Genomic DNA, 22,724 nt, shown 5'->3' on the forward strand with positions numbered 1-22,724 from the left:
TCCGATGAAATAGTGCATTTGAATAATGACTACTCATCACGGTTTTTATGGATTCATTTACGATTCAGTTTGTCCATGGAAAAACGCTCTGTGCTTATCTAACAGCTCAGCCGTCAGTGGCTCGCCGTACGTTTTACTGTTTTTTATGTGATTGTCAGGAGCGACTGTTTCACCGTCATAAATCACATTTGGGTATATCGTTAATAATTTTGGACGCGCATTTTTAACAATGATTTCAGCCATTTTTATCGCATTTGGATTGGTGTTCTCACCTTTATCAATAACGGCTACCGATTCCGTCAGCGTATAATTTCCCTCGCTTGGGTCAACATAATCAATGGGCAAGCCTTGTGCTTTGTTTGCGATTGCTTGATGACGCAAGCCAAAACCAATCGGCACCTCACCTGCCATCACTTTTTTGATCGGACCTGAGCCTGACAACTCCAAGTTTGGACCCGCATTGATGCGGATATCGTTCATAATTTTCTGCCCTTCAGCGCCCATTCCATACGTAGCGGTGACGTCTTGAATAAAGAGCCAACCTGTCGATGAGCCATTAGGATCCACCATCGCAATTTTATTTTTGTAGATCGGGTTTGCCAAATCCTTGGCACTGGCTGGTCTGGGCAGATTTTGTGCCGCCATCTCTTTTGTGTTTAAAATAATAGCGCCCGTAAAGCCCAGTATTGGTGCATAGTAATTGGGGACCGCCACTTGCGGGTCAACGTCAAAGGTCAATTCTTTAAACATAGGATGCTTGGCTTGGGCACTTTCTAAGTAGAACGAGCTCATCGTCACCATATCAGCCTCTGTATTATCGCCTTCTGCCAGCAAACGCCCACCCAACTCCCCTGTCCCAAAAGACTGAAAGACATACTTGCCTTCATAGCCTGCTTCGTCTAAAACCTCTTGGATGACCTCGACCGCTTCTTCGTCGGCATTGCTATAAATGACCACTTCTTCGACGTTGCTAGAAGCACCTCCTTCCGACTCAGGTGAACTACAACCCACTAAGACGATTCCACACGCGAAACTTGCCACTAACGTTTTAAATAAAAACATTATTTGTCCTATTATTTGTTGATGTTTTAATAATGAAAAAGTTGTTGCTTAAAATATAAAACGAAAATAAATCTTATCAATGCGCTTGACCGATGAGTAAGACTAAGAAGACGTTGATATCACCATTGACTTAGGTTTTTTCTTGGTTTTTATTGCCGCTCTACCAGAGAGCCGTTTGCTATAAATATGACGGACAATAGCAAACAACATCAGTGCGCCAATATTGGTCAGCAATATCATCAGCGACAAGATAAAAATCTCATCGAAGCGCGCAAAGTGCTGTAGCTCGACTATCTTGGTGGTGAGTACCATGGTTTTGGCACCTGAAATAAAGATAACCGCGCTAATCGTCACCATGGCACTGATAAAATAGAATGAAGCGACTTCAATCAGCGTAAAAAACGAATTGGGCACGACGATGCGGCGTAACGATGTAAACCATGAATCGCCCAATAAACCAGCCGTCGTCTCCCAACCCAAATTCATTTTAGATAGCGCGTTTTTACTCATCAAATAAGGCGTGGCAAAGTAATGAATGATGTTGCTAATCACGATGATAAAAATAGTATTGGCGACCGCCGACCCCGAAAACACCATCAAATAGGCAATACCGACGACCATTCCAGGCACCGTATTGGTTACCAATGCTGAGCTTTCAATACTGAATTTACCCAGTTTAAACAGGCTTGAGCGCTCGTATAACAGGGCTGAAAAATACGTAATCAAGGTGCCAAACACCGCCGTTAATACTGCCACAAGTAATGAGTTTTTATAGACCCGCATCAGATTGGCAGACTCTAAAGCCTCGCTGACGATCTCGGTGGTGAACACCATCTGATAAGGCCATGATTTAATCCATGGGATGATGAATATCACGGCGAATACCAGTAATAGTGAGGCTAAAATCACGCTCGATAACACCGCCAAAACACGGTCTTTGATTTTTGAGGTGGGCAGATCAATCATTTCAACTGAATCATAGCGCACATTGAAGCGTGCCACGTACCATAGTATGGCGATGCTTAGGATGGATGGCACCAGCATAAATAGCGCAACCACTGCCCCCTTTTCGAATGAAGGTGACGCGCCTAAGATTTGGGTATAAAGCTCAGTGGCGATGACGCTATATTGCCCCCCAATCGACGCTGGAATACCAAAGTCTGTAAAAGCTAAAAAGAAACATTGAATCATCGCTGCTGCAAAGGTGCCGATTAGAGGGCGCACCACAGTCATATCAAACTGGCGATAAGGAGAGTCTCCCATCAACTCTGATACAACGACGAACTTTTTGTCCAAATACTGGAAAGTATTGTTCAATAATAAAAAAGCAATGGGCAAGGTATAAATGGTATAACCAAGCCACATGCCATAAAAGCCATATATGTCCTCAAACAGCTGAAAGCCAAGAATCTGAGTCAGCAAGCCTTGTTTGCCAAAGGTATAAATAATGGCAAAGCCATAGGTGACGGTTGGCAACAACATAGGAAATAATGCCGCCAGCTTAATAAATTGTTTAAAACTTTTGGGCAAATTGGTCCAATGCACGGTATAAGCCAAAATAAAGCCCAAAAACGTCGCGCTAAGCGCACTCATCGTCGCCACAAAAAAGCTGTTTTGCATGGTCTGCAAAAAGCCATCACTGCTCAAAATACTGGTGTAGTTTTCTAGCCCTAATGCATCACCGACATTTAAAGACAGTGCCAGCAGCTTGACTAATGGCACAAACATAAACATGACGAATAAAACAGCAACGAATAGCCAAATTGCTTTTACGAGGGGTGAATTGCTCAATTTCATAAATATCCAAGACGATCAAATAGTCAAATACGTTCATTCACAACATTTTTATTTTTAATCAATATTAATTGATGGTGGCATCTTTTCGTTTTTGCTGACGACTGGCTTTGATAACGTTAAGATCGTCGGTATTGTCGATAGTGTCAATACCATCGATATCGTCATAACGATGAGTCACCACACTGTCATCCTGACCATAATGTTGGCGCTGGGTATATTTGCTTAAAGGGTCGATAGTTGCGCCATCATCTGCAAATAAACTTAAGATATTGCGACGCTTGATATTGAGCTGATTGAGAATGAAGTTTTTGACAAAATCATTGGCTGGGTTGCGAATGATTTCCGTTGGTTTGGCAAACTGTGCCACTTTGCCATCTGATAGCAGCAAAATACGATCAGATAACGTCATGGCTTCTTCTGGATCATGAGTGACTATTAAAGTCGTCAACTGATAGCGAACGGAAATCTCGCGAATACGTGCTTTGATGGTTTCTTTGATGACACCATCTAGCGCAGATAAAGGCTCATCTAATAGCAGGATTTTAGGCTTCATCACCAAAGTGCGTGCGAGTGCCACGCGTTGCTTTTGACCGCCTGACAACTGGTTGATACGTTTATTTAGGTGGGCTTTGATATCGAGTAAGTCGACCAGTTCATCGACTTCTGCTTGCGTGCTAATATGGGGATTATTGCGTAAACCGTATTCGATGTTTTGTTTGACATTTAGATTGGGGAACAGTGCATAGTCTTGAAAGACAATATTGAAGCCTCTTTTTTTCATCGGCACTCGTGTAATGTCTTCACCATTATAAGCAAGACGACCGCCATTGATACCCGTCAAACCCAAGATAATATGCAATAAAGTCGTTTTACCACATCCAGAAGGCCCTAAGATTGAGACAATCTCGCCCTTATTAATTTTGAGGGAAATATCTTCAAAGATGACTTTATTCTCATACTTTTTCGTCACACCTCTAAGCTCTAACATATCAACCAACCTAATCATTTATTATTTGTATTGCCTAGGTCAGCAGTGTAGCCAGTAGTTGTGACATTTTGGTTAAAGAGCCATGACAATACGATGACATCAAACAACGTTAGGGCGTGTCCTCAATTCAATCAATTACTCTCTAAATGGGCTAAAAATGGCTAAATTTTGTTAAACATCGTCAAATAGCTTATCAATATCTCGATATTAACGGCGCTATCTTCCTTGTTTGACGGCAATTTATCTCATTTTTATCACCATTTTTAAAATGAGGACACGCCCTAGATAAAGTATCGAAAAAAATCCCGTGAGCATTTGTCAAAATAGAAGACCTCATTTAATCTTATTAAGTGAGGTCTTCTAAAAACAGAAAGCCTGCCAATAGATGACAGACAAAATGCGTTAAACGTAGATGTTATTGATGAGAGTCTGTTGAGTAGTCGTTAGGCTTCATGAGCCAATTTTCTCAGCTTGTGACGCAGTATTTTTCCGACAGTTGATTTGGGTAACTCGTCTATGAATTCGATATGACGCGGGCATTTATAGGCGGCCAGATTTGCTTGGCACAGCACTTTAATATCATCCTCATTTAAGCTGTCATCAGATTTTACAACGTAGGCTTTAATCGACTGACCCTGTAACTTATCATCGATACCAACCACTGAACATTCGGCAACCTTAGGGTGTTCCTCAATGATGTTTTCTACTTCGTTAGGATAAACGTTGAAGCCACTGACGATAATCATATCTTTTTTACGGTCATATATCTTAATAGCACCCTGCTCGTTCATAGACGCAATATCACCTGTCTTTAAGTAATCATCAGCGGTAAAAAACGTCGTATTGTCAATATTATGATAATGAGTAATGACGTTTTCACCTTTGATACACATCTCACCAACTTCATTTATGGCGAGAATATTTTCATCTTCATCACGGATATTGATATCGACACTAGGCAGTGGTAACCCTACGTTGCCACTATATTCAGTGCCATTAAATGGATTGGCAGTACCCACGCCTAGCGTCTCAGACATACCCCAGCCTTCGAGGATAGGCAGACCTGTGACTTCACGCCAGCGCTTAGCGGTTTCAGGGGTCGCTGCCATACCACCGACTAGGGTTAACTTGCATGCAGAAAAATCCAGCTCCTTAAATTTGGGATTCATCAGCAGGGCTTGGAACAAAGTATTAACACCAGGCAATAGATGAAAAGGACGCTTGCGCAATATCCTGATAAACCCTTCAATATCACGTGGATTGGTAACCAGTGTGAGATGCTGACCCACACTCAACCCAACTATTGAGCAGATAAACGCATAAATATGATACAACGGTAAAGCGACAATGGTATTTATTTGAGTACTATCAGACATGGCGTCATAGACTGGCTTGAACCATTCGACAAACTGGTAAGTGGCGGTCACAACATTTTGATTGGTAATCAAAATACCTTTGGCAACGCCTGTCGTACCGCCGGTATATTGCAGCATTAATAAGTCGTCCGCTTGAATGGCAGGACGAGAATAGCTTAATTTTTTGGCGCGTTTTAAAACGGCTTTATAGCGAGTCACGGTATAACGAGAATTGGATTTCAACTGATAACGGGGAATGGCTTTTTTGACATATTTGGCAGCAATATTGACAAACGCACCTTTCACTACTCCTAACATATCGCCAATCTTGCTGATGACCACGGTTTTGACAGGCGTGTCTTTGATGATTTTCTCTAACGTTTTGCAAAATGGTTCTAATATAAATAATACAGCAGTGTCTGAATCAGCCAATTGATGTCTCAATTCACGAGGACTATACAGCGGATTGATGAGCGTTGTGACCATACCAGCGCGAATTACCCCTATGACAATAGGCAGGTACTGGTTGACATTGGGCATCATGATGCCTATGACCGAACCCTTTGCTAGACCCAGACTTTGAATCCAAGCCGCAATAGCCAATGACATGCTATCCACTTGCCCATAAGAATAAGTAATACCCATGTTGGTGATAAATTCATGGCTGGCATATTCTGTTAATTTGTCATCAAACATGTCAATCAATGTATTATGTGGCGGCGCTATCTGTGCATTTATCCCTTTAGGATAATGTTGCGTCCAAAACTGATCCATAATTTACCTTCCTTGGTAATCAACTTATGAAAAACTCAATGGCTTTGAAGCATTTCTCATAAAAAACATAACTACTGAACCTGCTGCCATCCTGACGTTGCATCATACGCATCTTGATGGGCAAATAAGGGATGTGCTTTTGCTTCACTAAGGCTAAGCACAGGAGTGACACAGACATCAACGAGCGCAAAAACTTGCTGCCAATGCACAAGTGTTTGACTGGCAAATTTATCGCTTATCGCCTTAGCCGCCGCTTGGCTTTCAGAGGTATTTGGCATAACGCCACGTTGCCAATGGCTATTCTTGAGCGCAGACAAATCCAATGCCCCACACAAGCCCTGCCAGAATTTCAGCTCTAATGAACCAACAGCCATATAGCGTGCATCTGAAGTTTTGTATAGGCGATAGCAAGGCAATAATCCACCCAAAAAATCATGATGCGGTGCTGGTTGTTGCCCTGAGAAACTTTTTACTAGCGCTCCCGTTGCCTTTGGCATGACCATATGCTGGTACAAGCTGTGCGTCATACTAACGGTAACATGACGACCTTTGCCCGTCCGCTGAGCCGCGAATACAGCAGCTAGCAATGAAATCACGGCGGTGTCACTGCCGCCTGCCAAATCTGCAAATTGAACGTTAGGCATCGCCTGCTCGCCATCCGCCGTTTTTAGTTGGTCTAAAACACCGCTCATCGCCATAAAGTTAATATCATGACCGGCTTTATCAGCCCAGTCATGATTAACATCAATTTTCGAATCGCTAGATGCCAAACCGTAACCAGTAATCGATACCATGACTAGCTTTGGATTAATCGCATGCAGCGTTTTAGCATCTAGTCCCATGCCTTTTAGGACGCCTGGGCGAAAGCTATCCAACATCACATCAGCATCTTTAAGATGCGCTTTGATAGCAGCAATACCTTGAGTATCACGAAAGTCATGACTTTCAGTAGTTTTACCATGATTCAATGCTTTAAACAATTCGCCAAAGGCTCTGGCAGGATCACCATTTTTAGGTTCAATCTTAATGATTTCTGCGCCCAAATCTGCAAGCAAACGCGTCGCAAATGGTCCCGGTAAATTACGAGTCAAATCAATGACGCGCAGCCCTTGTAAGCAATCTGCCATTAAATCTATCATTGAACCAGTGCTCGTATTAATCGCAGAATCAAGCATAGAATTAACCATTAGCTCAGTCATCAGCAAACACCTCACCTTTATCTGCCATGTCTAGCAGAATTTGTGCTGGCTCAAAACGCTCACCGTATTGAGCCGCGATTTCACGACTACGGGTGATGAACGCCTCTAACCCCATCGCATTAATAAACTGTAGCGTACCGCCTTGATGTGGCGCAAAGCCCCAACCAAAAATGGAGCCGATATTGGTATCAGCGACAGAGCGCACGACGTTTTCTTGATAACATTTAGCAGATTCATTGGCTTGGATAAACATCAAACGATCGATTAAATCTTGCTGAGAAGGCTGCGCGGCTTTTGCCGGGTATAAATTCATCAGCTCAGGCCACAAGTATTTGTCGTCCTTATCGGTATACTCATAAAAGCCTTTACCGTTCTTTTTGCCCTCGCGATTGTGTTCTTTGACCAGCGTTTTCAGTATCTCGTACGAAGGACGCACAGCAATGGGTTTACTTTCTGCTGCCATATCTAGCTGCTGCTGTTCGCTCACATGCAACGCCAAACTTAATGACACCTCATCTTGCAATGCCAGTGGCGGCATGGGCATGCCAGTTTTCATGCCAGCAACTTCGATGCTGCGCGGATGGACGCCCTCGCCTAACATCGCCACCCCTTCTGACACATAAGTGCCAAATACTCGTGACGTATAAAAACCCCGACTGTCATTAACAACGATAGGTGTTTTACCGATTTGTAGCACATAATCAAAGGCTTTTGCTAAAGTGGCGTCATCCGTTTGCTCGCCCATGATAATCTCAACCAACGGCATCTTATCGACTGGCGAGAAGAAATGCAGCCCGATAAATTGATTGGGGCGGGTGCTTGCTTTAGCCAATCCAGTGATAGGAAGTGTCGACGTATTGGACGCATAGACAGCAGTGTTAGAAATCACTGCCTCAGACTGCTGAGTACACTTGGCTTTAATCTCACGATTTTCAAACACCGCTTCGATAATCAGGTCGCAGTCTGCCAAATCGTCATAAGACACTGTCGGCTTGATACGATTGAGTAACGCCTGCTTTTTCTCCTCAGTGGAGCGTTTACGGCTAATGGCTTTATCCAAAATGGTGGCAGAATATGCTTTGCCTTTTTCAGCGCCTGCTATGTCAGTGTCAAGGAGTACAACGTCAATCCCCGCCTTTGCAGTGACATAAGCAATGCCCGCGCCCATCATGCCTGCACCTAAAATACCAACTTTTTTGGTTTTATAGTGCTCAAAATCATTTGGACGAGATTGACCTTTTTTAATACTATTCAGCTGAGTCCATAGCGTATTAATCATATTTCTAGATTCAACAGACAGCACACAAGCCGCGAAGTAACGAGACTCAAGCTCAAGTCCCGTATCGATATCCACTAAGCAGCCCTCGAACACGCAAGACATGATATGGGTAATGGCTGGATAATTGCCGTGTGACTTTTGATTGGCCATGGCAGGCGCGATAGAAAACACTGGCACGATATTGGGATGTTTACTGTCACCGCTGGGTATTTTAAAGCCTTTCTTATCCCATGGCTGTTGGGCATTAGGATTGGCTGTAATCCAGTCTTTGGCTTGCTGTAACATATCTGCTTTATCAGTGGCAACAGCATCAATTAAACTCATGTTTTTAGCGGCAGTTGGACGCAGCTCTTTACCTTGGGTCATCAGCTCCAATGCCACTTGAATACCAACCAATCGTGGTAAACGCTGAGTACCTCCGCCGCCCGGCAGCAAGCCCAATTTGACTTCAGGTAAACCCAATTTAGTTTTAGGAGTATCAATCGCGATACGATAATGACAGGCCAATGCCAACTCCAAACCACCGCCAAGTGCCGTTCCAGTCATGGCAGCAACGACAGGTTTACCAGATTTCTCTAGTTTGCGTAAGCTAGCTTTCAGGTCTTCGACCAGATCAAAGGCTTGTTCAGCAGTTTTAATATTAGCCAACTGATCAATATCAGCACCGACGACAAAGGTCTCTTTGCCAGAGGTTAAAATCAAACCTTTGGCGGATACGTCGTTAATAAAGCTGTCAGTCATCACTGCAAAACTATCGGTGAAACCGTCGCCGATGACATTCATTTTGCGACTGCTTTGGTCAATCGTGACGGTGATAATGCCATTATCAGATTCGGCAGAAAAGTGGTTCAATGCATTGATGGCGTCTACGCTGTTTGTGCTCATTTCAAATCCTTTTTATATTATTCTATGTCGATATCAGTCACTAGAAACTAATGACAATCACTAAAATCTATTAGCGCTATCAGCACTATACGCGCTCAATGATAGTAGCGATGCCCATACCGCCGCCCACACACAGCGTAATCATCGCGGTTTTCAGATCGCGACGTTCTAACTCATCAAGAACAGTCGTCATGAGCATCGCGCCCGTTGCGCCAAGTGGATGACCCATAGCGATAGCGCCGCCATTGACATTGACGATATCAAGAGAGAGTCCGAAGTCATCGGCAGTATTTAACGGAACGGCAGCAAAGGCTTCATTGATTTCCCATAGATCTATATCTGAAGCTTGCATGCCCGCTTTTTTGAGCGCTTTTTGGCAGACAGGCGTTGGCCCTGTCAGCATAATGGCAGGTTCTGAGCCAATGACTGAGGCCATGGTGATTTTGGCGCGTGGTTTTAGACCTGCTTTTTGACCAGCAGCAGCACTACCCACTAAGCAAATTGCGGCACCATCGACGATGCCTGATGAATTGCCCGCATGATGTACGTGATTCACTTTTTCAATGGTGGTATATCTGTCCAAGATAACGCTATCAAAGCCCATCTTGCCCGGCATAATAAAAGAAGGATTGAGACCAGCTAAGGTTTCGATATTGGTATTAGGACGAATGGTTTCGTCTTTATCCAATAACGTCATGCCATTGATATCCGTGACGGGAACGACCGATTTATCATAATAGCCCTGCTCCCAAGCATGCGCGGCGCGGCGATGTGACTCGGTAGCAAACGCATCAACATCGGTACGACTAAAGCCTTTCAGCGTCGCTATGGTATCAGCGCCAACGCCTTGCGGAACAAAATGCGTCGCTTCATTAACCCGTGGATCCATATACCACGCCCCGCCGTCAGAGCCCATCGGCACGCGGCTCATCGACTCTACGCCGCCTGCGACCACCATGTCCTCCATACCTGACATGATTTTGGCGGCAGCTAGATTGATAGACTCCAGACCTGAGGCACAAAACCGAGATAAAGTGACACCCGCGACACTTTGCGCCCAGCCAGCATCAATAACGGCTATACGGGCGATATCAGAACCCTGCTCACCAACGGGCGTCACGCAACCGAGCACCACATCATCGACCAAACTGGTGTCCAAATGGTGGCGCTGTTGCATTTCCTTTAATAAGGTACGGGCAAGCCAAATTGGTGACGCCTGATACAAAGAGCCATCCTTTTTGCCTTTACCACGCGGGGTACGGATAGCATCATAAATGTAAGCAGTCTCAGTCATAAAAATCCCTTTTTATCTTTTTTGAATAAACAATAATAATGGCATCATAATCGCCATGTCAGAATCAAGAACTAGAACCAATAATTAAAATAAACAATTACATCAGCCACTTACATAAAGCGTGACGCCAGCTCTTTCATGATTTCATTGGTGCCCCCGTAGATTTTTTGTACTCGTGCATCAGCATATAGGCGAGCAATCGGGTATTCTGTCATGTAGCCATAACCGCCAAACAGCTGGACGCATTCGTCGATCACTTCGCACTGCTTTTGGGTCACCCAGTATTTAATCAAAGACGCCTGCGGTACCGTCAATTTGCCTTCTAACATGGCATCGACAGCGGCATCACACATCGTGCTAGCAGCGAGATAATCGGCGTAGCATTCTGCCATTTTGAATCGCGTATTTTGAAACTTCCAAATAGGCTTACCAAAGGCTTCACGACCTTTGACATAATCTAGGGTCAAATTAATCGCGAGCTTCATCGCACCAACGCCCGTTAAGGCAATAATTAAACGCTCACGTGGCAGCTCTTGCATCATTTGAATAAAACCCATGCCCTCTACTGTACCAAGCAAATTTGTTTGCGGCACACGTACATTGCTGAAAAATAACTCCGAAGTATCTTGTGAGGTCAGACCAATCTTATCGAGATTACGACCACGCTCAAACCCTTCTACTTTGTCCGTTTCTACCACGATAAGCGAAACACCTTGCGCACCTTTTTCACGATCGGTTTTGCAGGCGAGCAAAATCAGGTTGGCATGCTGACCATTGGTAATAAAGGTTTTTGAGCCATTAATAATATAATCATCGCCATCTTTTACCGCATAAGTTTTGATGTTCTGCAAATCTGAGCCAGTACCAGGTTCGGTCATAGCAATCGCAGCCACATACTCTCCCGTCGCCATCTTAGGTAGCCATTCTTTTTTCTGCGCTTCCGTACCATGACTCAAGATATAAGGCGCGACAATACCTGAATGTACCATGCCACCGAATCCAGCCTGATTGGCCTCCGCTTGCGCATAAAGAAGCGCCGCTTCATGACCAAAGTCACCGCCGCCGCCGCCATATTCTTCTGGTATCGAAGCGCATAAGAATCCCATCGCGCCCGCCTCTTCCCACGCAGCGCGGTCAATCATGCCGTTTTTACGCCACTGCTCATCCTTTGGCTCCCACGATTGAAACATTTTAAGCGCGCTGTCATGCACCATCTGGTGCTCTTCGGTCATCCAGTTCGGGGTGAATTTTTCAATACTCATATTGTCTATCCTTGACGATGGGAAGTTGATAATGGCTAGGGCGTGTCCTCAATTCAAACGAGGACACGCCCTAATATAAAATACTATTGAGTGTAAACTTATTACTTATGGTAATTTTAATTACCGTTATATACAATCTAAGCATTCTTTATATTTAATATCATACAAAACTTATACTAGGACAGTAAAAGACAATGCGCAACCAATTAAATAATAATAGTAATTTATATTACCTATTTCAACTCTAGCTTATCAAGCCGATAAATAAGACGCTGTAGCACAGTCTAAAAATTCTCACCGCACAGGAATCATCAAGCATGCAATCTACGAGTCAGATATCTAGTATGAATACAGCCCGAGCTTTGGCACCCTTATCCGATATGCGCCCTGCAACTTTAGAAAAAATTGAAAAAGCCGTTCGTAAAGTGTTTGCAGGTTTTGACTCTAATGAGGTGACCATGGCACAAATTGCAAAGTCTGCCAATGTCTCACTACAGACGCTGTATAAATATTTTGGTGATAAGCAAACGCTGTTTTATACCATCATGGATATTGTATTGGGCAGGTTGGCGGCGCGCATCATGGATCATTTGCAAGGCATCGATAGCGTACAAGATCGGCTGCGCAAGACATTATGGGTTTGTTTTGACTTTGTAGACTCGCATCCTGATGCCGTGATGGTACTGTCTTCGGTATCGGCATCACGTATACGTAATATTGCGATTTATGAGAATAAAGAGCTGATTGGCGCATTTTTGAATGTATTAGAAGATGGTCAAAACCGTGGGGTACTAAATGACACCGTGCCCCTTTATATACTTTTTGATGTGTTTATGGGTTTTATCAGTCGTCTTGGCTTGATGCATATCATTCGCCAGACAGATACACCCATTAATGCAGAGTTTGATGCGTTATTCGTGATTTTATGGCGAGCCATATCAAAGCCTGACATATAATCAGTTCGATATACAATAACTTATACGATATTATAAAATATTCATACTAGCCAATTTTTCAATTTCACCATCAAAGAGCACAACGAAAAAAGCCTCACTTTATAGTGAGGCTTTGCTTAAAAAAGCGAGACTGTGCTTAAAACTTAAAAATCAACATTCCTTAGATTTTTTTAGCTTATATTCTCCTACTCTATCAACCATTTCATAGTCTTGTTCACTCATCTGTTGATAGCCATTGCTCACACTACCATAGGATGAATTTTTATTATCATGCTCAGCAGCATCTTTGATCTGGGCAATGTCTTCTGCAAACGGTGCATGAGGTATCTCAAGCACTGTAAATAATGCTATTAAAAATTCATCAGCGGTAAAATATTTATCCATATAGCTGCCATCAAGCCCAAGGTATTTATTCGATAATACGTGACGTAGGCGCTCACAAGCAGGGATGGTATGCTTGATAGGATAACCCATGGCTTTGACAATATCTTGCGAACGCAGCTCAAGTGTCGCTATCTGATTGATCGCATACTGGGCAAGAAGATGGCGTGGATGATAATGACGGGTATATTTGGATTGGTTAGCAATGTGGCTCATGATATTGAACACCTTAGACTCCTGTAACTCCGACGAAAAAGGGTGAAATACGCCCAAATAGGCAAATAAAATCAGGCACAAATGAGGATGTCGGAGTACAGGCTCATGCGCTTTACCAGAATTATTTTATATCGTGCTGGAAGTTGCAAGGTTTGTACGCCACCATTTATAACGATAATGGCTGGCAATGACAAAACTGTTAAACCCACGATAATGACTTAAAGATGATAGCATATCAGATAATAGAAAATAAATACTGATATTAATACGCTTTGGTAATCACACGATTGTTACGGTCTCTCTATCGCCGTTAAAGTCTGAATACCTTTATATTTAAAAACGGTAGAAAAAATCAGACGATGACTCAACAAAACTACCTAATTATTTTTAGACATTGACCTGCATGATATAAAGTCAGTCCCAACTCAGTAAAGCCAGATTTCATCCCGCCAAAAGAAACTTTTGCCTCTTCTAAGGTCTTAAATGGCAAGGGAATACTGTCTCTATTACCGGTCATTATATAGTCTGCAAAGCACTTACCCATTAGCGTGCCTGTAGTAATGCCGCGACCATTATAAGCCGTTGCGGTCAGCAAGCCCTCGTCGGGCTCCATGACTCGAAAAATATGATCTTGCGTAAAACCAAAGCTACCCGTCCACTCATACTGCCATTTAAATGCTGGCAAATCTGGATAATAGCTCTTTTGCACCGCATTGGCCCATGATTGATAAAAGGATTTTGGTTTAAGCTGTGTACCACCTACCGTTCCCAATAATAGGCGATCGTCGTCATCACGGCGAAAGCTAGACAAGGCCAAACGAGTATCCCATGCCCCTGTTTTGTACGGTAAGATACGATCTGCCGCCTCTCCGCTGAGCGGCTCAGATGCAATCTGATAGTAATAAACCAAATAAAACGTCTTTGTGATTTCTGTCCACTCGCCTTCGGTATAAGCGTTGGTCGCAATGATGACGCGATCGGACTTGACGCGAGCTTTAGCGGTTCTTGTATACCAATGACCGTCTAATTTTTCTAGTGCTTCTACGGCGGAATGCTCGTAGATAGTAACGCCAAGACTAGTAGCTACTTTTGCGAGTCCTCTGACATAAGCCAGCGGATTGATAGTACCTGCACGATGATCCAGTAGTGCTCTATTGATACTTTTGGTACCGCAATACTCATGGCATTTGCTGCCGGTTAATACCTCAACATTCGCACCGCGACGACTTAGCTGCTCGTATCTAATATCAACATCGACTTCACCTTTAGCGTTATGTGCCATATGGATATTACCAGATTGGGTGGCTTGGGCATCGATATTATAACGCTTAATCAAATCAAACACTAAGCTTGGCGCTTGTCCAAGGGCTTCTGTCAGACGCTCACCTGCCGCTTCGCCTAGCGCAATATTCAAATCATCAGGGCGCGCCCAAGTACCTGCATTGACGAGCCCTACGCTTTTTCCTGAGCCGCCACTACCAATCGTTTGACTCTCAAGCAAAATAACCTTGACGCCTTTTTCGGCCAAATGGATCGCCGCAGATAACCCTGTATAACCGCCGCCTATGATACAAATAGTCGCTTCAGTATCGCTATTCATCTGGCTGTAGGTATCAATAATAGGTGCGGTCATATTCCACAAACATTGCTCTTGCAACATCTCATATTCCTTCTAAATTACACGTTATCTACAGTGGAGAGCGCGCTTGAGTCGTTATTAACAATAGGTTCTTCACGTGGGATAAATTTGTCTAAGAATACCCATAACAAACCAAATAGCGGTGATAACCAACAGGCAAAGGCAAATGGTGCATAAGTGAGTGTCGCAATACCTAATGTTGCCGCGACGAAACTACCGCCCATGTTCCAAGGAATAAGCGGAGATAACAGGGTTCCGGTATCTTCAATAGAGCGAGTAAGCGTGGTACGCTTGTAGCCCATTTCTTGATATTTGTCTTTTAATAAACGACCTGGCAACACCAGTGTGGTATAGACGTCACCGATGAGCGTACCGACACCAAGCGTGCTTGCATACGTGGTCATTACTAAGCCAAATCTCGATTTCACCATCTTATTAATTTTTGCCATGATAGCTTTTAGCGTACCGTAGTGCTCAATTGAGCCGACGAATGCTAAAGCAAAGATGGTTAAGGTCACGACCCACGTCATCGACATAATGCCGCCTTTAGACAGCAGTTGATCCACGACAGTAAAGCCGGTTTCACTGACAAAGCCATTTTGTAAGACCGTAAAAATGTCATGCACACCCACGCCTTGCATAAAAAACGCAACCAATCCTGCAACCACCACACCTGATAATACCGTTGGAATAGCAGGCATTTTCATCACCGCTGCGATGACAACGACAACAGCCGGTAATAACGTAATAATACTGAGGTTATAATTGGCCGCTAGCGAAGTTTGAATTTCTTTAATTGAGGTTAAATCGACATTTTCTGCGCCGTAACCCATACCAATCCACGCATAGATAATCAATGCAGTTACCATGGCAGGTACCGTGGTTGGCAACATGCCGCGAATATGATCCCAAAGGTCAACACCAGCAGCGGCTGGCGTTAAGTTGGTGGTGTCTGATAAAGGAGACATTTTGTCACCAAAAAAAGCACCAGAAACGATAGCGCCGCCCGTTAGTGACGGCGGGATGCCCAAGCCTAGCCCAATACCCATCATGGCAAGACCAACCGTCCCAACCGTGCCCCAAGAGGTACCGGTTGCTACAGAAATAATGGCACAGATGATACAGACAGAGACTAGGAATGATGAAGGAGAAAAAACGCTAAAACCATAGTATAAAATCGTGGGAACGGTACCAGCGATAATCCAAGCACCGATGAGCATACCAACGCCCATCAAGATAATCATCGCTGGTAGACCAATTTTGACAACCTTTAAAAAGCGTTGTTCCATGCCATCCCAGTCACGGCCACGCAGCTTCATAAACAAGCCAGTGATTAAAATACCGCAAGCTAAGGGAATGTGAGGGGTAAAATCTTTGAATACGAAAAACTGCACCATCAGAATAATGGCAGTCAACACCAGAGGTGCAATATCTAATAAAAAACTAGAAGACGGACCGTAGCCATCTTTAGCTTCGTCATAAGGTTTATCATCCATCATAAGACACCTACCTTCCTTAGTAGTGGATACTGCTGTCATAGATATAACAGTAGTGGAAACAACCAATCCATGGCTGCTGATAATGCTAAAAAAAACGCTGAAAAAGTTACTGCAAAGGGAGTAAAAAGCCTGTTTTGAAATCATGAATGGTTATTCATCACTTCCGTAGGCTTTCAGACCAAAACAATAAATACTTAATAATTGACGACCAAAACAACTGATACTTAGCTTGCTAAATAGGCGCTGAGCCTACTTAACAAACATCATGTCACATCACATCACATTGTTATTAACCAAAGTTGATACCTTGTGCCAGTGGTAGTTCGGTTGAATAGTTGACCGTATTGGTCTGACGGCGCATATAAGCCTTCCATGCATCTGAACCTGATTCACGACCACCGCCGGTTTCTTTTTCGCCGCCAAATGCGCCGCCAATCTCAGCGCCACTGGTGCCGATGTTGACGTTGGCGATACCGCAATCACTACCGCGGTCGCTGAGGAAAGTTTCAGCTTCACGTAAGTCATTGGTAAAGATACAAGAAGACAGACCTTGTGGCACATCGTTTTGCATCGCTAGCGCATCGTCGAACTCCTTATAAGGCATGACATATAAAATCGGCGCAAACGTCTCACTACGTGCCACGTCATTTTGCTCATCAAGCTCAACAATCGCAGGAGTCACATAATAAGCATCTGGGTATTTATCCATCAGAACTCGGTCGCCGCCTGTGACTTTACCGCCAGTATTTCGAGCCTTTTCTAATGCCGCTTGCATGTTATTAAAGCTGTCTTCATCAATCAGTGGACCGACCAAACTGCCTTCGAGCGGATGACCGATGCTCACCGTCTCATAAGCAGACTTAACGCGCGGTAAGATATCGTCTTTGACCGACTCATGAACGAACAGACGGCGTAAGGTGGTGCAGCGCTGCCCTGCCGTTCCTACTGCTGAGAATAGAATGCCACGTAGCGCCAAATCTAAATCGGCAGTGGGTGCCAAAATCATGGCGTTATTACCACCAAGCTCTAGCAAGCATTTACCAAAACGCTCAGCGACTTTTGGTCCTACTTCTCGGCCCATACGTGTACTGCCAGTTGCACTGACCAAGGCGATGTCTTTGTTTTCAACCAGCGCATTACCGATATCGGTTTTACCCAATATGATTTGTGACAAATGTGCTGGTGCTTCACCAAATTTTGCCAAGGCTTTTTCAAATAATGCTTGGCACGCTAAGGCGACAAGGGGTGTTTTTTCTGAAGGTTTCCAGATGACAGGGTTGCCACAGACAATGGCCAGCGCCGTGTTCCAAGACCAAACGGCAACGGGGAAGTTAAAGGCAGAGATGACGCCGATGATACCCAGTGGATGCCATGTCTCACGCATGTGGTGACCTGGGCGTTCTGAGGCGATAGTTAGACCATAAAGCTGACGCGATACGCCCACGGCAAAGTCACAGATATCAATCATTTCTTGGACTTCGCCAAGGCCTTCTTCTTTGATTTTTCCGGCTTCTAGCGATACTAAGATACCCAAGTCTTCTTTATGCTCACGCAGGACTTCACCCAATAGACGAATCAGCTCACCACGTTTAGGGGCAGGAACGACACGCCATTCTTGGAAGGCTTGTTTGGCATTTTGGATTTTAGTATCGACGTCGGCCACTGTATCTAACGTGACTTTACCGATGACTGAGCCATCAATTGGGGTGGTGACTTCAAAGTCGCCATTTTGATAGTGTGCTTCTTCTACGCCCATTGCAGACATATATTGCTTAATCATAATCAATCCCTTGCATATTGGTATAATGGTTTACTACGTCCTTGACTGACTTATAAAATTACCCTGCTACCTACTAAGTTGCAAAATAATAAATTTCTTGCAGTCATTCCTTTTTGGAATGATGTGCTAATAAGTCGGCTATACGCTAGATATTTCTAGGCTAAATTTTACTAAACACTGACACTAGACAGGCACTGCTCAAGACTTTGCGCTTGCATCGCTTCATACAATGCCATCTCATCATAAATGGCTGCGCCCAAATCACTTTCAAACTCTTGTTGGCTTGAGTAACCGTCATATTGGCTTGGCTGCGCCTCTTGCAGATTTGATTGAAAGATACCGGCGGCACTGACAGGCAAAAAGTCTTCATAAACGATAGGTTCAATGCGAAGGACCTCATCATTAATCAGAGCGCTCAGCTTAGCATTAGGCACTTTATTCAAATCATCATTGGTTAAGGTCGCGGCCAATAATGCTTGACCGTCCTCAGAATCAAGGGTGCTATCCGTCAGCTGGTAATAAAAGTACGCCAGCCCCTCATCGTGTAGAGTTTGATAATTATCAGGAAAAGCGGTAAATACTTCGGCTAAAATTTGATTGTATTGAGCCGCATTATCCTCATTTGGGGTAGCACCAAGCTGGCGACGAGTTTCGCTCAGTAGTTCATCATAAAGCGCACGGCCCTTTTGCGTTAGTGCAACACCGCGTTGCTCAATCTCGCCAAAGCGCGCGGTATGATAACCTTGCTCATACTCCTCATGGCTAGCGTCTGAGTTATTAGCAACTTTAAAGCCAACCGCTTCTTGTAGCGCTTTAAAACTGGTTTGCCTTAATAAGATTGGACACGCTCTACGCGGTGGCCCTTCGATAATGGCTTTTGAGGGTATGCCTCTTGCTTGCATGCCTTGTTGCACTGCATCAATATCCAAGGTTCTAGGCGTTAAATGATTGATATGTGGACCCTTAAAGCCGACCACATCAGCGACGAGCGGATGCTGATTTAATAGGCGCTGATAGAGCGCTTTTGCCACCGGCGTTTTATCATGCCAGCGAAATGTCTCTAGCGCTTCTTGGACAAACTGCTGTGCTTGCTCAGAAGTTAAACCACCTTGCTCCTCAAAAATCTCGATAAGCTCAATGACACCGGCAGTAAAAATCTGACGCTGCGCCAATGTGGCCGTGGCTTCTTGTTGTAAGGTGTCATCGGCAATCAAATCTAAACGCAATAACGAGGTAAAGACGCGAAAGGGACTTTTATGCAAAGAATGCGAGTCAAGCGCACGAAAAGCTGTTGAATGTACCGGCACGCCAGCAGGCGCTAAATCATAGTAGCCAACAGGGTGCATACCCATCACCGCAAAGAGACGACGCATCATGTTTAGTTCTGATGCGGTACCCAGTCGAATCGCCCCGTGGCGCTCCATGCTCAGACGCTCAATCTCGCCCGTATGTAGCAGCTGTGATTTGACATCAGGGTGTGATGTCAATACCTCGGCATTGACATCACTGACTAAATCGACCAAATCGCCGTACAGCGGCACCTCGTTTTGGTACATGGCTGACATGGCCATAGAAAAATGATGGCGGATATCATCGCTGCAGATAAAATCCTTATCTGGACTGACGCTACTATTTTTCACAAATAAACATCCTTGTAATAGAGTTAATAAATTTTTAGCTTAATAATAAGTATTTGATTTCGAGCCTTTGGTTATGGCGATGCGCTACCTATCCTAAGCACTCCTAAACATTAAGCGGCAGGCAATCCATCAGGAATCGCGATAAGCACCTCTTTTAGAATATCTAGCCCTTCTTTTAGGGTGTCAGGCTCTATGGTGAGTGGCGGTAATAAGCGAATGATATGGCGATGTTGCCCACTTGGTATCAGCAGTAGACCACGCTCACGCGCTTTGGTTAATACCTGCGCCATGACACTTGGATGCACATCATGCTCAGGATGGCGCAGCTCGATACCGCGCATCGCACCGATACCGGTAAGACCAAACAACCAAGGCGAGACACCTTCTTGCTGCCATTGCCTGATGGTCGTCTCAATTGTCTGGGCATAATGGTTGGCTGACTGCCAAACGTCATTGGCTTGCATGATATCAAGCGTGGCATTGGCAGCGGCGCAAGCAACTGGGTTACCAGAATAAGTACCGCCCAAACTGCCTTTAGGCAAACCATTGACCACACTAGCCTTGCCGATGACTGCACCTAATGGCAAGCCGCCCGCGATACTCTTGCCAAGTAAAATAAGATCAGGCTCAACTTCTAAATGGGTAAAAGCAAACGGTGTACCAGTACGGCCGTAGCCAGATTGGATTTCGTCCATGATAAGTAACATGCCATGCTCATCACAAAACTGGCGCAGATACTGCGCAAAGGTGGGCGACAACAATTGAAAACCGCCTTCCCCTTGTACAGGTTCGACGATGATGGCACCGATATTGTCGATATCAGTTTCTACCATAAATAAACGCTGGAGCGCGTCAATCGCTTGCTCGTCGCTGATATTGTTATCGGGGCTGGGGAAAGGAATATGATAAACGCCGCTGGCCAACGCACCGAGCCCGCGCTTATACGGCGCGACCTTACCATTGAGATTGACGGCAGCCAGCGTACGCCCATGAAAACCACCATCAAATGCAATGACGCCTGTGCGACCCGTTTTCATGCGGGCTATCTTTATGGCGTTTTCAGTCGCTTCTGCACCGCAGTTAGTGAGCATTCCTGCCAGCTCACCGCTGATAGGCACAAGCTCACACAATCGCGGCATAAAGGTTTGATACGGCTGATGCGCTGCCGCATTGTAGGCATAGTGAATCAACGACTGGGCTTGATGAATGATGGCGTTAACGATGTGGGGGTGGCAATGACCAAAGTTTAAAACACCAATTCCACCGACAAAATCGATATAGCTGCGGTCATTGTTGTCCCAAACTCTGGCGTTTTTGCCTTTGACGAGCGTGAGCGGATGCACCATCGTAAAGGCATCGGTCACGTTATACAGCTTGTCCATGATGAATCTCTATCTCTTCCTTGAGTTAGACTCATTTCAACAAAACATCATTCCGGCAGCAAACGAATAATAGTTGTGGTGGCATTCCTTTTTGTCATTACCAGTGAATCAACTTCCTAAACGAATCCTTTAAAAACAAAAAAACTGCGTATCAAGGCAGTTTTTTTGTTCAGCTTGTTAAATTCTCACAGCAGATAACTTTGTAGAATACAATAATAAGATATAAATTATAAAACCAGCCCTAACGCCTTTTCACGCTGATCTGAGATTGTTAAATAAGCCGTAATCCATTCTAAAACTGCTTTGACCTTATGCGATTGTCCTGAAGAAACAGTATACGTCACATAATAGCTGCCGCGACCCTTTGCCGCATAATCCCACGCCATGACTAAAGCGCCTGACTGTAGCTCAGGCTCAACCAAACGCAACGGCACCAAGGCTATACCATAGCCAAGTAAGGCGGCAGAGATGCAAGCATGAAAAGTCTCAAAACGTGGACCTACAAAAGTGCCATCGACGCTGATATCTTGTTGCTTAAAGTACTCATACCACGCACTTAAACGCGAGCTTATTTGCAATAACACATAGTCATCCAAACAATCAGTACTCAGTGTTTTATCTCGCAAATACTGCGGCTGACAGACTGCAACGCAGTATTCATCAAACAATTTTATAGCTTCCATATTGCTCCACATGCCATCACCATATAAAAAAGCAATATCGGCATTTTGGTCTTCAGAAAAGAACGGCCCTGCCAGCTCTTTGATATCTAAATTAATGAGCGGATATTCTTGACTAAAACCACTGAGCGCTGGAAGCAACCAACGGGCGCAAAATGTGGGATGTGAGACGGTTTTTAGCAGCTCGGTATTACTGCTATGCGACATCAAATTGGTGGTCGCCACCTCGATATGTTTTAAAATCTCTAACACTTCAAGATAATATGACTTGCCAGCAGGGGTCAATGAAATCCGGTGCGGCGTCCGATAAAACAAAGACAGGTTTAGCATCTCCTCTAACTGTGCCACTTGCTTACTGATGGCGCTTTGGGTCATGTGCATCTCTTGCGCGGCATTGGTAAAACTCAAATGACGAGCAGCGGTCTCAAAACATTGCAGCGCCGTCGTTGAAGGGTATCGTCTAAAGGCTAATGGTTTATTGGTGTCTGTTTTCATAGATTGCTTTTCTTTTATTCCATCTTAGTAAAATATCAATGATTATTTAAAATCACGTTATCAGGCATTCCTAGCCTATGGCGTCATCATACCTATATTCAAGCGTAAATAGCGATACCTCACTATAAGCACTATGTAACTGACACTGATGTCATCATCGG

Annotated in this window: 16 protein-coding genes; 1 reads left to right on the plus strand and 15 read right to left on the minus strand. The window is 44.3% G+C overall.

Annotated features, from left to right (window positions below; all coding sequences use genetic code 11):
• Positions 1–57 precede the first annotated feature (57 nt).
• From ACI2JM_RS13310 to ACI2JM_RS13345, 8 genes are all read right to left on the minus strand, one after another.
• A complete protein-coding gene (locus ACI2JM_RS13310) occupies positions 58–1,062 on the minus strand; it encodes an ABC transporter substrate-binding protein (RefSeq protein ID WP_404644800.1) in 1,005 nt (334 codons plus the stop codon).
• A 102-nt stretch (positions 1,063–1,164) separates the two neighbouring features.
• Positions 1,165–2,859, minus strand: a complete 1,695-nt coding sequence (locus ACI2JM_RS13315; protein WP_404644802.1) for an iron ABC transporter permease — start codon at positions 2,857–2,859, stop codon at positions 1,165–1,167.
• 64 nt (positions 2,860–2,923) lie between these two features.
• Positions 2,924–3,847: an ABC transporter ATP-binding protein gene (locus ACI2JM_RS13320; protein WP_404644804.1), complete on the minus strand. Its 924-nt coding sequence runs from the start codon at positions 3,845–3,847 to the stop codon at positions 2,924–2,926.
• Between the two features lie 443 nt (positions 3,848–4,290).
• On the minus strand, positions 4,291–5,976 hold the full coding sequence (locus tag ACI2JM_RS13325; protein WP_404644806.1) for an AMP-binding protein: 1,686 nt from the start codon (positions 5,974–5,976) through the stop codon (positions 4,291–4,293).
• Between the two features lie 71 nt (positions 5,977–6,047).
• Positions 6,048–7,115: a CaiB/BaiF CoA transferase family protein gene (locus ACI2JM_RS13330; RefSeq protein ID WP_404644889.1), complete on the minus strand. Its 1,068-nt coding sequence runs from the start codon at positions 7,113–7,115 to the stop codon at positions 6,048–6,050.
• A 52-nt stretch (positions 7,116–7,167) separates the two neighbouring features.
• A complete protein-coding gene (locus ACI2JM_RS13335) occupies positions 7,168–9,339 on the minus strand; it encodes a 3-hydroxyacyl-CoA dehydrogenase NAD-binding domain-containing protein (protein WP_404644808.1) in 2,172 nt (723 codons plus the stop codon).
• Positions 9,340–9,424: 85 nt separating this feature from the next.
• The gene (locus tag ACI2JM_RS13340) at positions 9,425–10,633 is read right to left on the minus strand and encodes an acetyl-CoA C-acetyltransferase (RefSeq protein WP_404644810.1); all 1,209 of its coding nucleotides are present in this window, start codon (positions 10,631–10,633) and stop codon (positions 9,425–9,427) included.
• A 110-nt stretch (positions 10,634–10,743) separates the two neighbouring features.
• Positions 10,744–11,895 carry an acyl-CoA dehydrogenase family protein gene (locus ACI2JM_RS13345; protein ID WP_404644812.1) on the minus strand — a complete coding sequence of 384 codons (1,152 nt, stop codon included), beginning with the start codon at positions 11,893–11,895 and terminating at the stop codon, positions 10,744–10,746.
• 344 nt (positions 11,896–12,239) lie between these two features.
• Between ACI2JM_RS13345 and ACI2JM_RS13350 the strand changes: the two genes are divergently transcribed.
• The gene (locus ACI2JM_RS13350; RefSeq protein WP_227678854.1) at positions 12,240–12,851 is read left to right on the plus strand and encodes a TetR/AcrR family transcriptional regulator; all 612 of its coding nucleotides are present in this window, start codon (positions 12,240–12,242) and stop codon (positions 12,849–12,851) included.
• A gap of 150 nt (positions 12,852–13,001) precedes the next feature.
• Here ACI2JM_RS13350 and ACI2JM_RS13355 read toward each other — a convergent pair whose 3' ends face one another.
• The 7 genes from ACI2JM_RS13355 to ACI2JM_RS13385 all read right to left on the minus strand — a co-directional run bounded on the left by ACI2JM_RS13355 (position 13,002) and on the right by ACI2JM_RS13385 (position 22,563).
• A complete protein-coding gene (locus tag ACI2JM_RS13355; RefSeq protein ID WP_404644814.1) occupies positions 13,002–13,448 on the minus strand; it encodes a hypothetical protein in 447 nt (148 codons plus the stop codon).
• A gap of 373 nt (positions 13,449–13,821) precedes the next feature.
• Entirely contained in the window at positions 13,822–15,108 is a 1,287-nt protein-coding gene (locus ACI2JM_RS13360; RefSeq protein ID WP_404644816.1) for an NAD(P)/FAD-dependent oxidoreductase, read from the minus strand.
• Positions 15,109–15,125: 17 nt separating this feature from the next.
• Positions 15,126–16,586 (minus strand): Na+/H+ antiporter NhaC, encoded by a 1,461-nt coding sequence (gene nhaC, locus ACI2JM_RS13365; protein ID WP_404644818.1) that lies wholly within the window; start codon positions 16,584–16,586, stop codon positions 15,126–15,128.
• A 289-nt stretch (positions 16,587–16,875) separates the two neighbouring features.
• A complete protein-coding gene (locus ACI2JM_RS13370; RefSeq protein ID WP_404644820.1) occupies positions 16,876–18,366 on the minus strand; it encodes an aldehyde dehydrogenase family protein in 1,491 nt (496 codons plus the stop codon).
• A gap of 170 nt (positions 18,367–18,536) precedes the next feature.
• Positions 18,537–19,937 (minus strand): VOC family protein, encoded by a 1,401-nt coding sequence (locus ACI2JM_RS13375; protein WP_404644891.1) that lies wholly within the window; start codon positions 19,935–19,937, stop codon positions 18,537–18,539.
• Between the two features lie 179 nt (positions 19,938–20,116).
• Positions 20,117–21,388, minus strand: coding sequence for an aspartate aminotransferase family protein (locus ACI2JM_RS13380; protein ID WP_404644822.1), 1,272 nt, complete (start codon positions 21,386–21,388; stop codon positions 20,117–20,119).
• A gap of 227 nt (positions 21,389–21,615) precedes the next feature.
• Positions 21,616–22,563: a LysR substrate-binding domain-containing protein gene (locus ACI2JM_RS13385; protein WP_404644824.1), complete on the minus strand. Its 948-nt coding sequence runs from the start codon at positions 22,561–22,563 to the stop codon at positions 21,616–21,618.
• Positions 22,564–22,724 lie beyond the last annotated feature (161 nt).

Source organism: Psychrobacter sp. NPDC064578 (assembly GCF_044901245.1).
GTDB classification, from domain to species: domain Bacteria; phylum Pseudomonadota; class Gammaproteobacteria; order Pseudomonadales; family Moraxellaceae; genus Psychrobacter; species Psychrobacter cibarius_C.

Excerpts from the sequence above, each read along its gene's own strand:
- ACI2JM_RS13310 (WP_404644800.1), bottom strand. The coding sequence starts at position 1,062 with ATGTTTTTATTTAAAACGTTAGTGGCAAGTTTCGCGTGTGGAATCGTC.
- ACI2JM_RS13315 (WP_404644802.1), bottom strand. The coding sequence starts at position 2,859 with ATGAAATTGAGCAATTCACCCCTCGTAAAAGCAATTTGGCTATTCGTT.
- ACI2JM_RS13320 (WP_404644804.1), bottom strand. The coding sequence starts at position 3,847 with ATGTTAGAGCTTAGAGGTGTGACGAAAAAGTATGAGAATAAAGTCATC.
- ACI2JM_RS13325 (WP_404644806.1), bottom strand. The coding sequence starts at position 5,976 with ATGGATCAGTTTTGGACGCAACATTATCCTAAAGGGATAAATGCACAG.
- ACI2JM_RS13330 (WP_404644889.1), bottom strand. The coding sequence starts at position 7,115 with ATGATAGATTTAATGGCAGATTGCTTACAAGGGCTGCGCGTCATTGAT.
- ACI2JM_RS13335 (WP_404644808.1), bottom strand. The coding sequence starts at position 9,339 with ATGAGCACAAACAGCGTAGACGCCATCAATGCATTGAACCACTTTTCT.
- ACI2JM_RS13340 (WP_404644810.1), bottom strand. The coding sequence starts at position 10,633 with ATGACTGAGACTGCTTACATTTATGATGCTATCCGTACCCCGCGTGGT.
- ACI2JM_RS13345 (WP_404644812.1), bottom strand. The coding sequence starts at position 11,895 with ATGAGTATTGAAAAATTCACCCCGAACTGGATGACCGAAGAGCACCAG.
- ACI2JM_RS13350 (WP_227678854.1), top strand. The coding sequence starts at position 12,240 with ATGAATACAGCCCGAGCTTTGGCACCCTTATCCGATATGCGCCCTGCA.
- ACI2JM_RS13355 (WP_404644814.1), bottom strand. The coding sequence starts at position 13,448 with ATGAGCCACATTGCTAACCAATCCAAATATACCCGTCATTATCATCCA.
- ACI2JM_RS13360 (WP_404644816.1), bottom strand. The coding sequence starts at position 15,108 with ATGTTGCAAGAGCAATGTTTGTGGAATATGACCGCACCTATTATTGAT.
- nhaC (WP_404644818.1), bottom strand. The coding sequence starts at position 16,586 with ATGATGGATGATAAACCTTATGACGAAGCTAAAGATGGCTACGGTCCG.
- ACI2JM_RS13370 (WP_404644820.1), bottom strand. The coding sequence starts at position 18,366 with ATGATTAAGCAATATATGTCTGCAATGGGCGTAGAAGAAGCACACTAT.
- ACI2JM_RS13375 (WP_404644891.1), bottom strand. The coding sequence starts at position 19,937 with ATGGCCATGTCAGCCATGTACCAAAACGAGGTGCCGCTGTACGGCGAT.
- ACI2JM_RS13380 (WP_404644822.1), bottom strand. The coding sequence starts at position 21,388 with ATGGACAAGCTGTATAACGTGACCGATGCCTTTACGATGGTGCATCCG.
- ACI2JM_RS13385 (WP_404644824.1), bottom strand. The coding sequence starts at position 22,563 with ATGAAAACAGACACCAATAAACCATTAGCCTTTAGACGATACCCTTCA.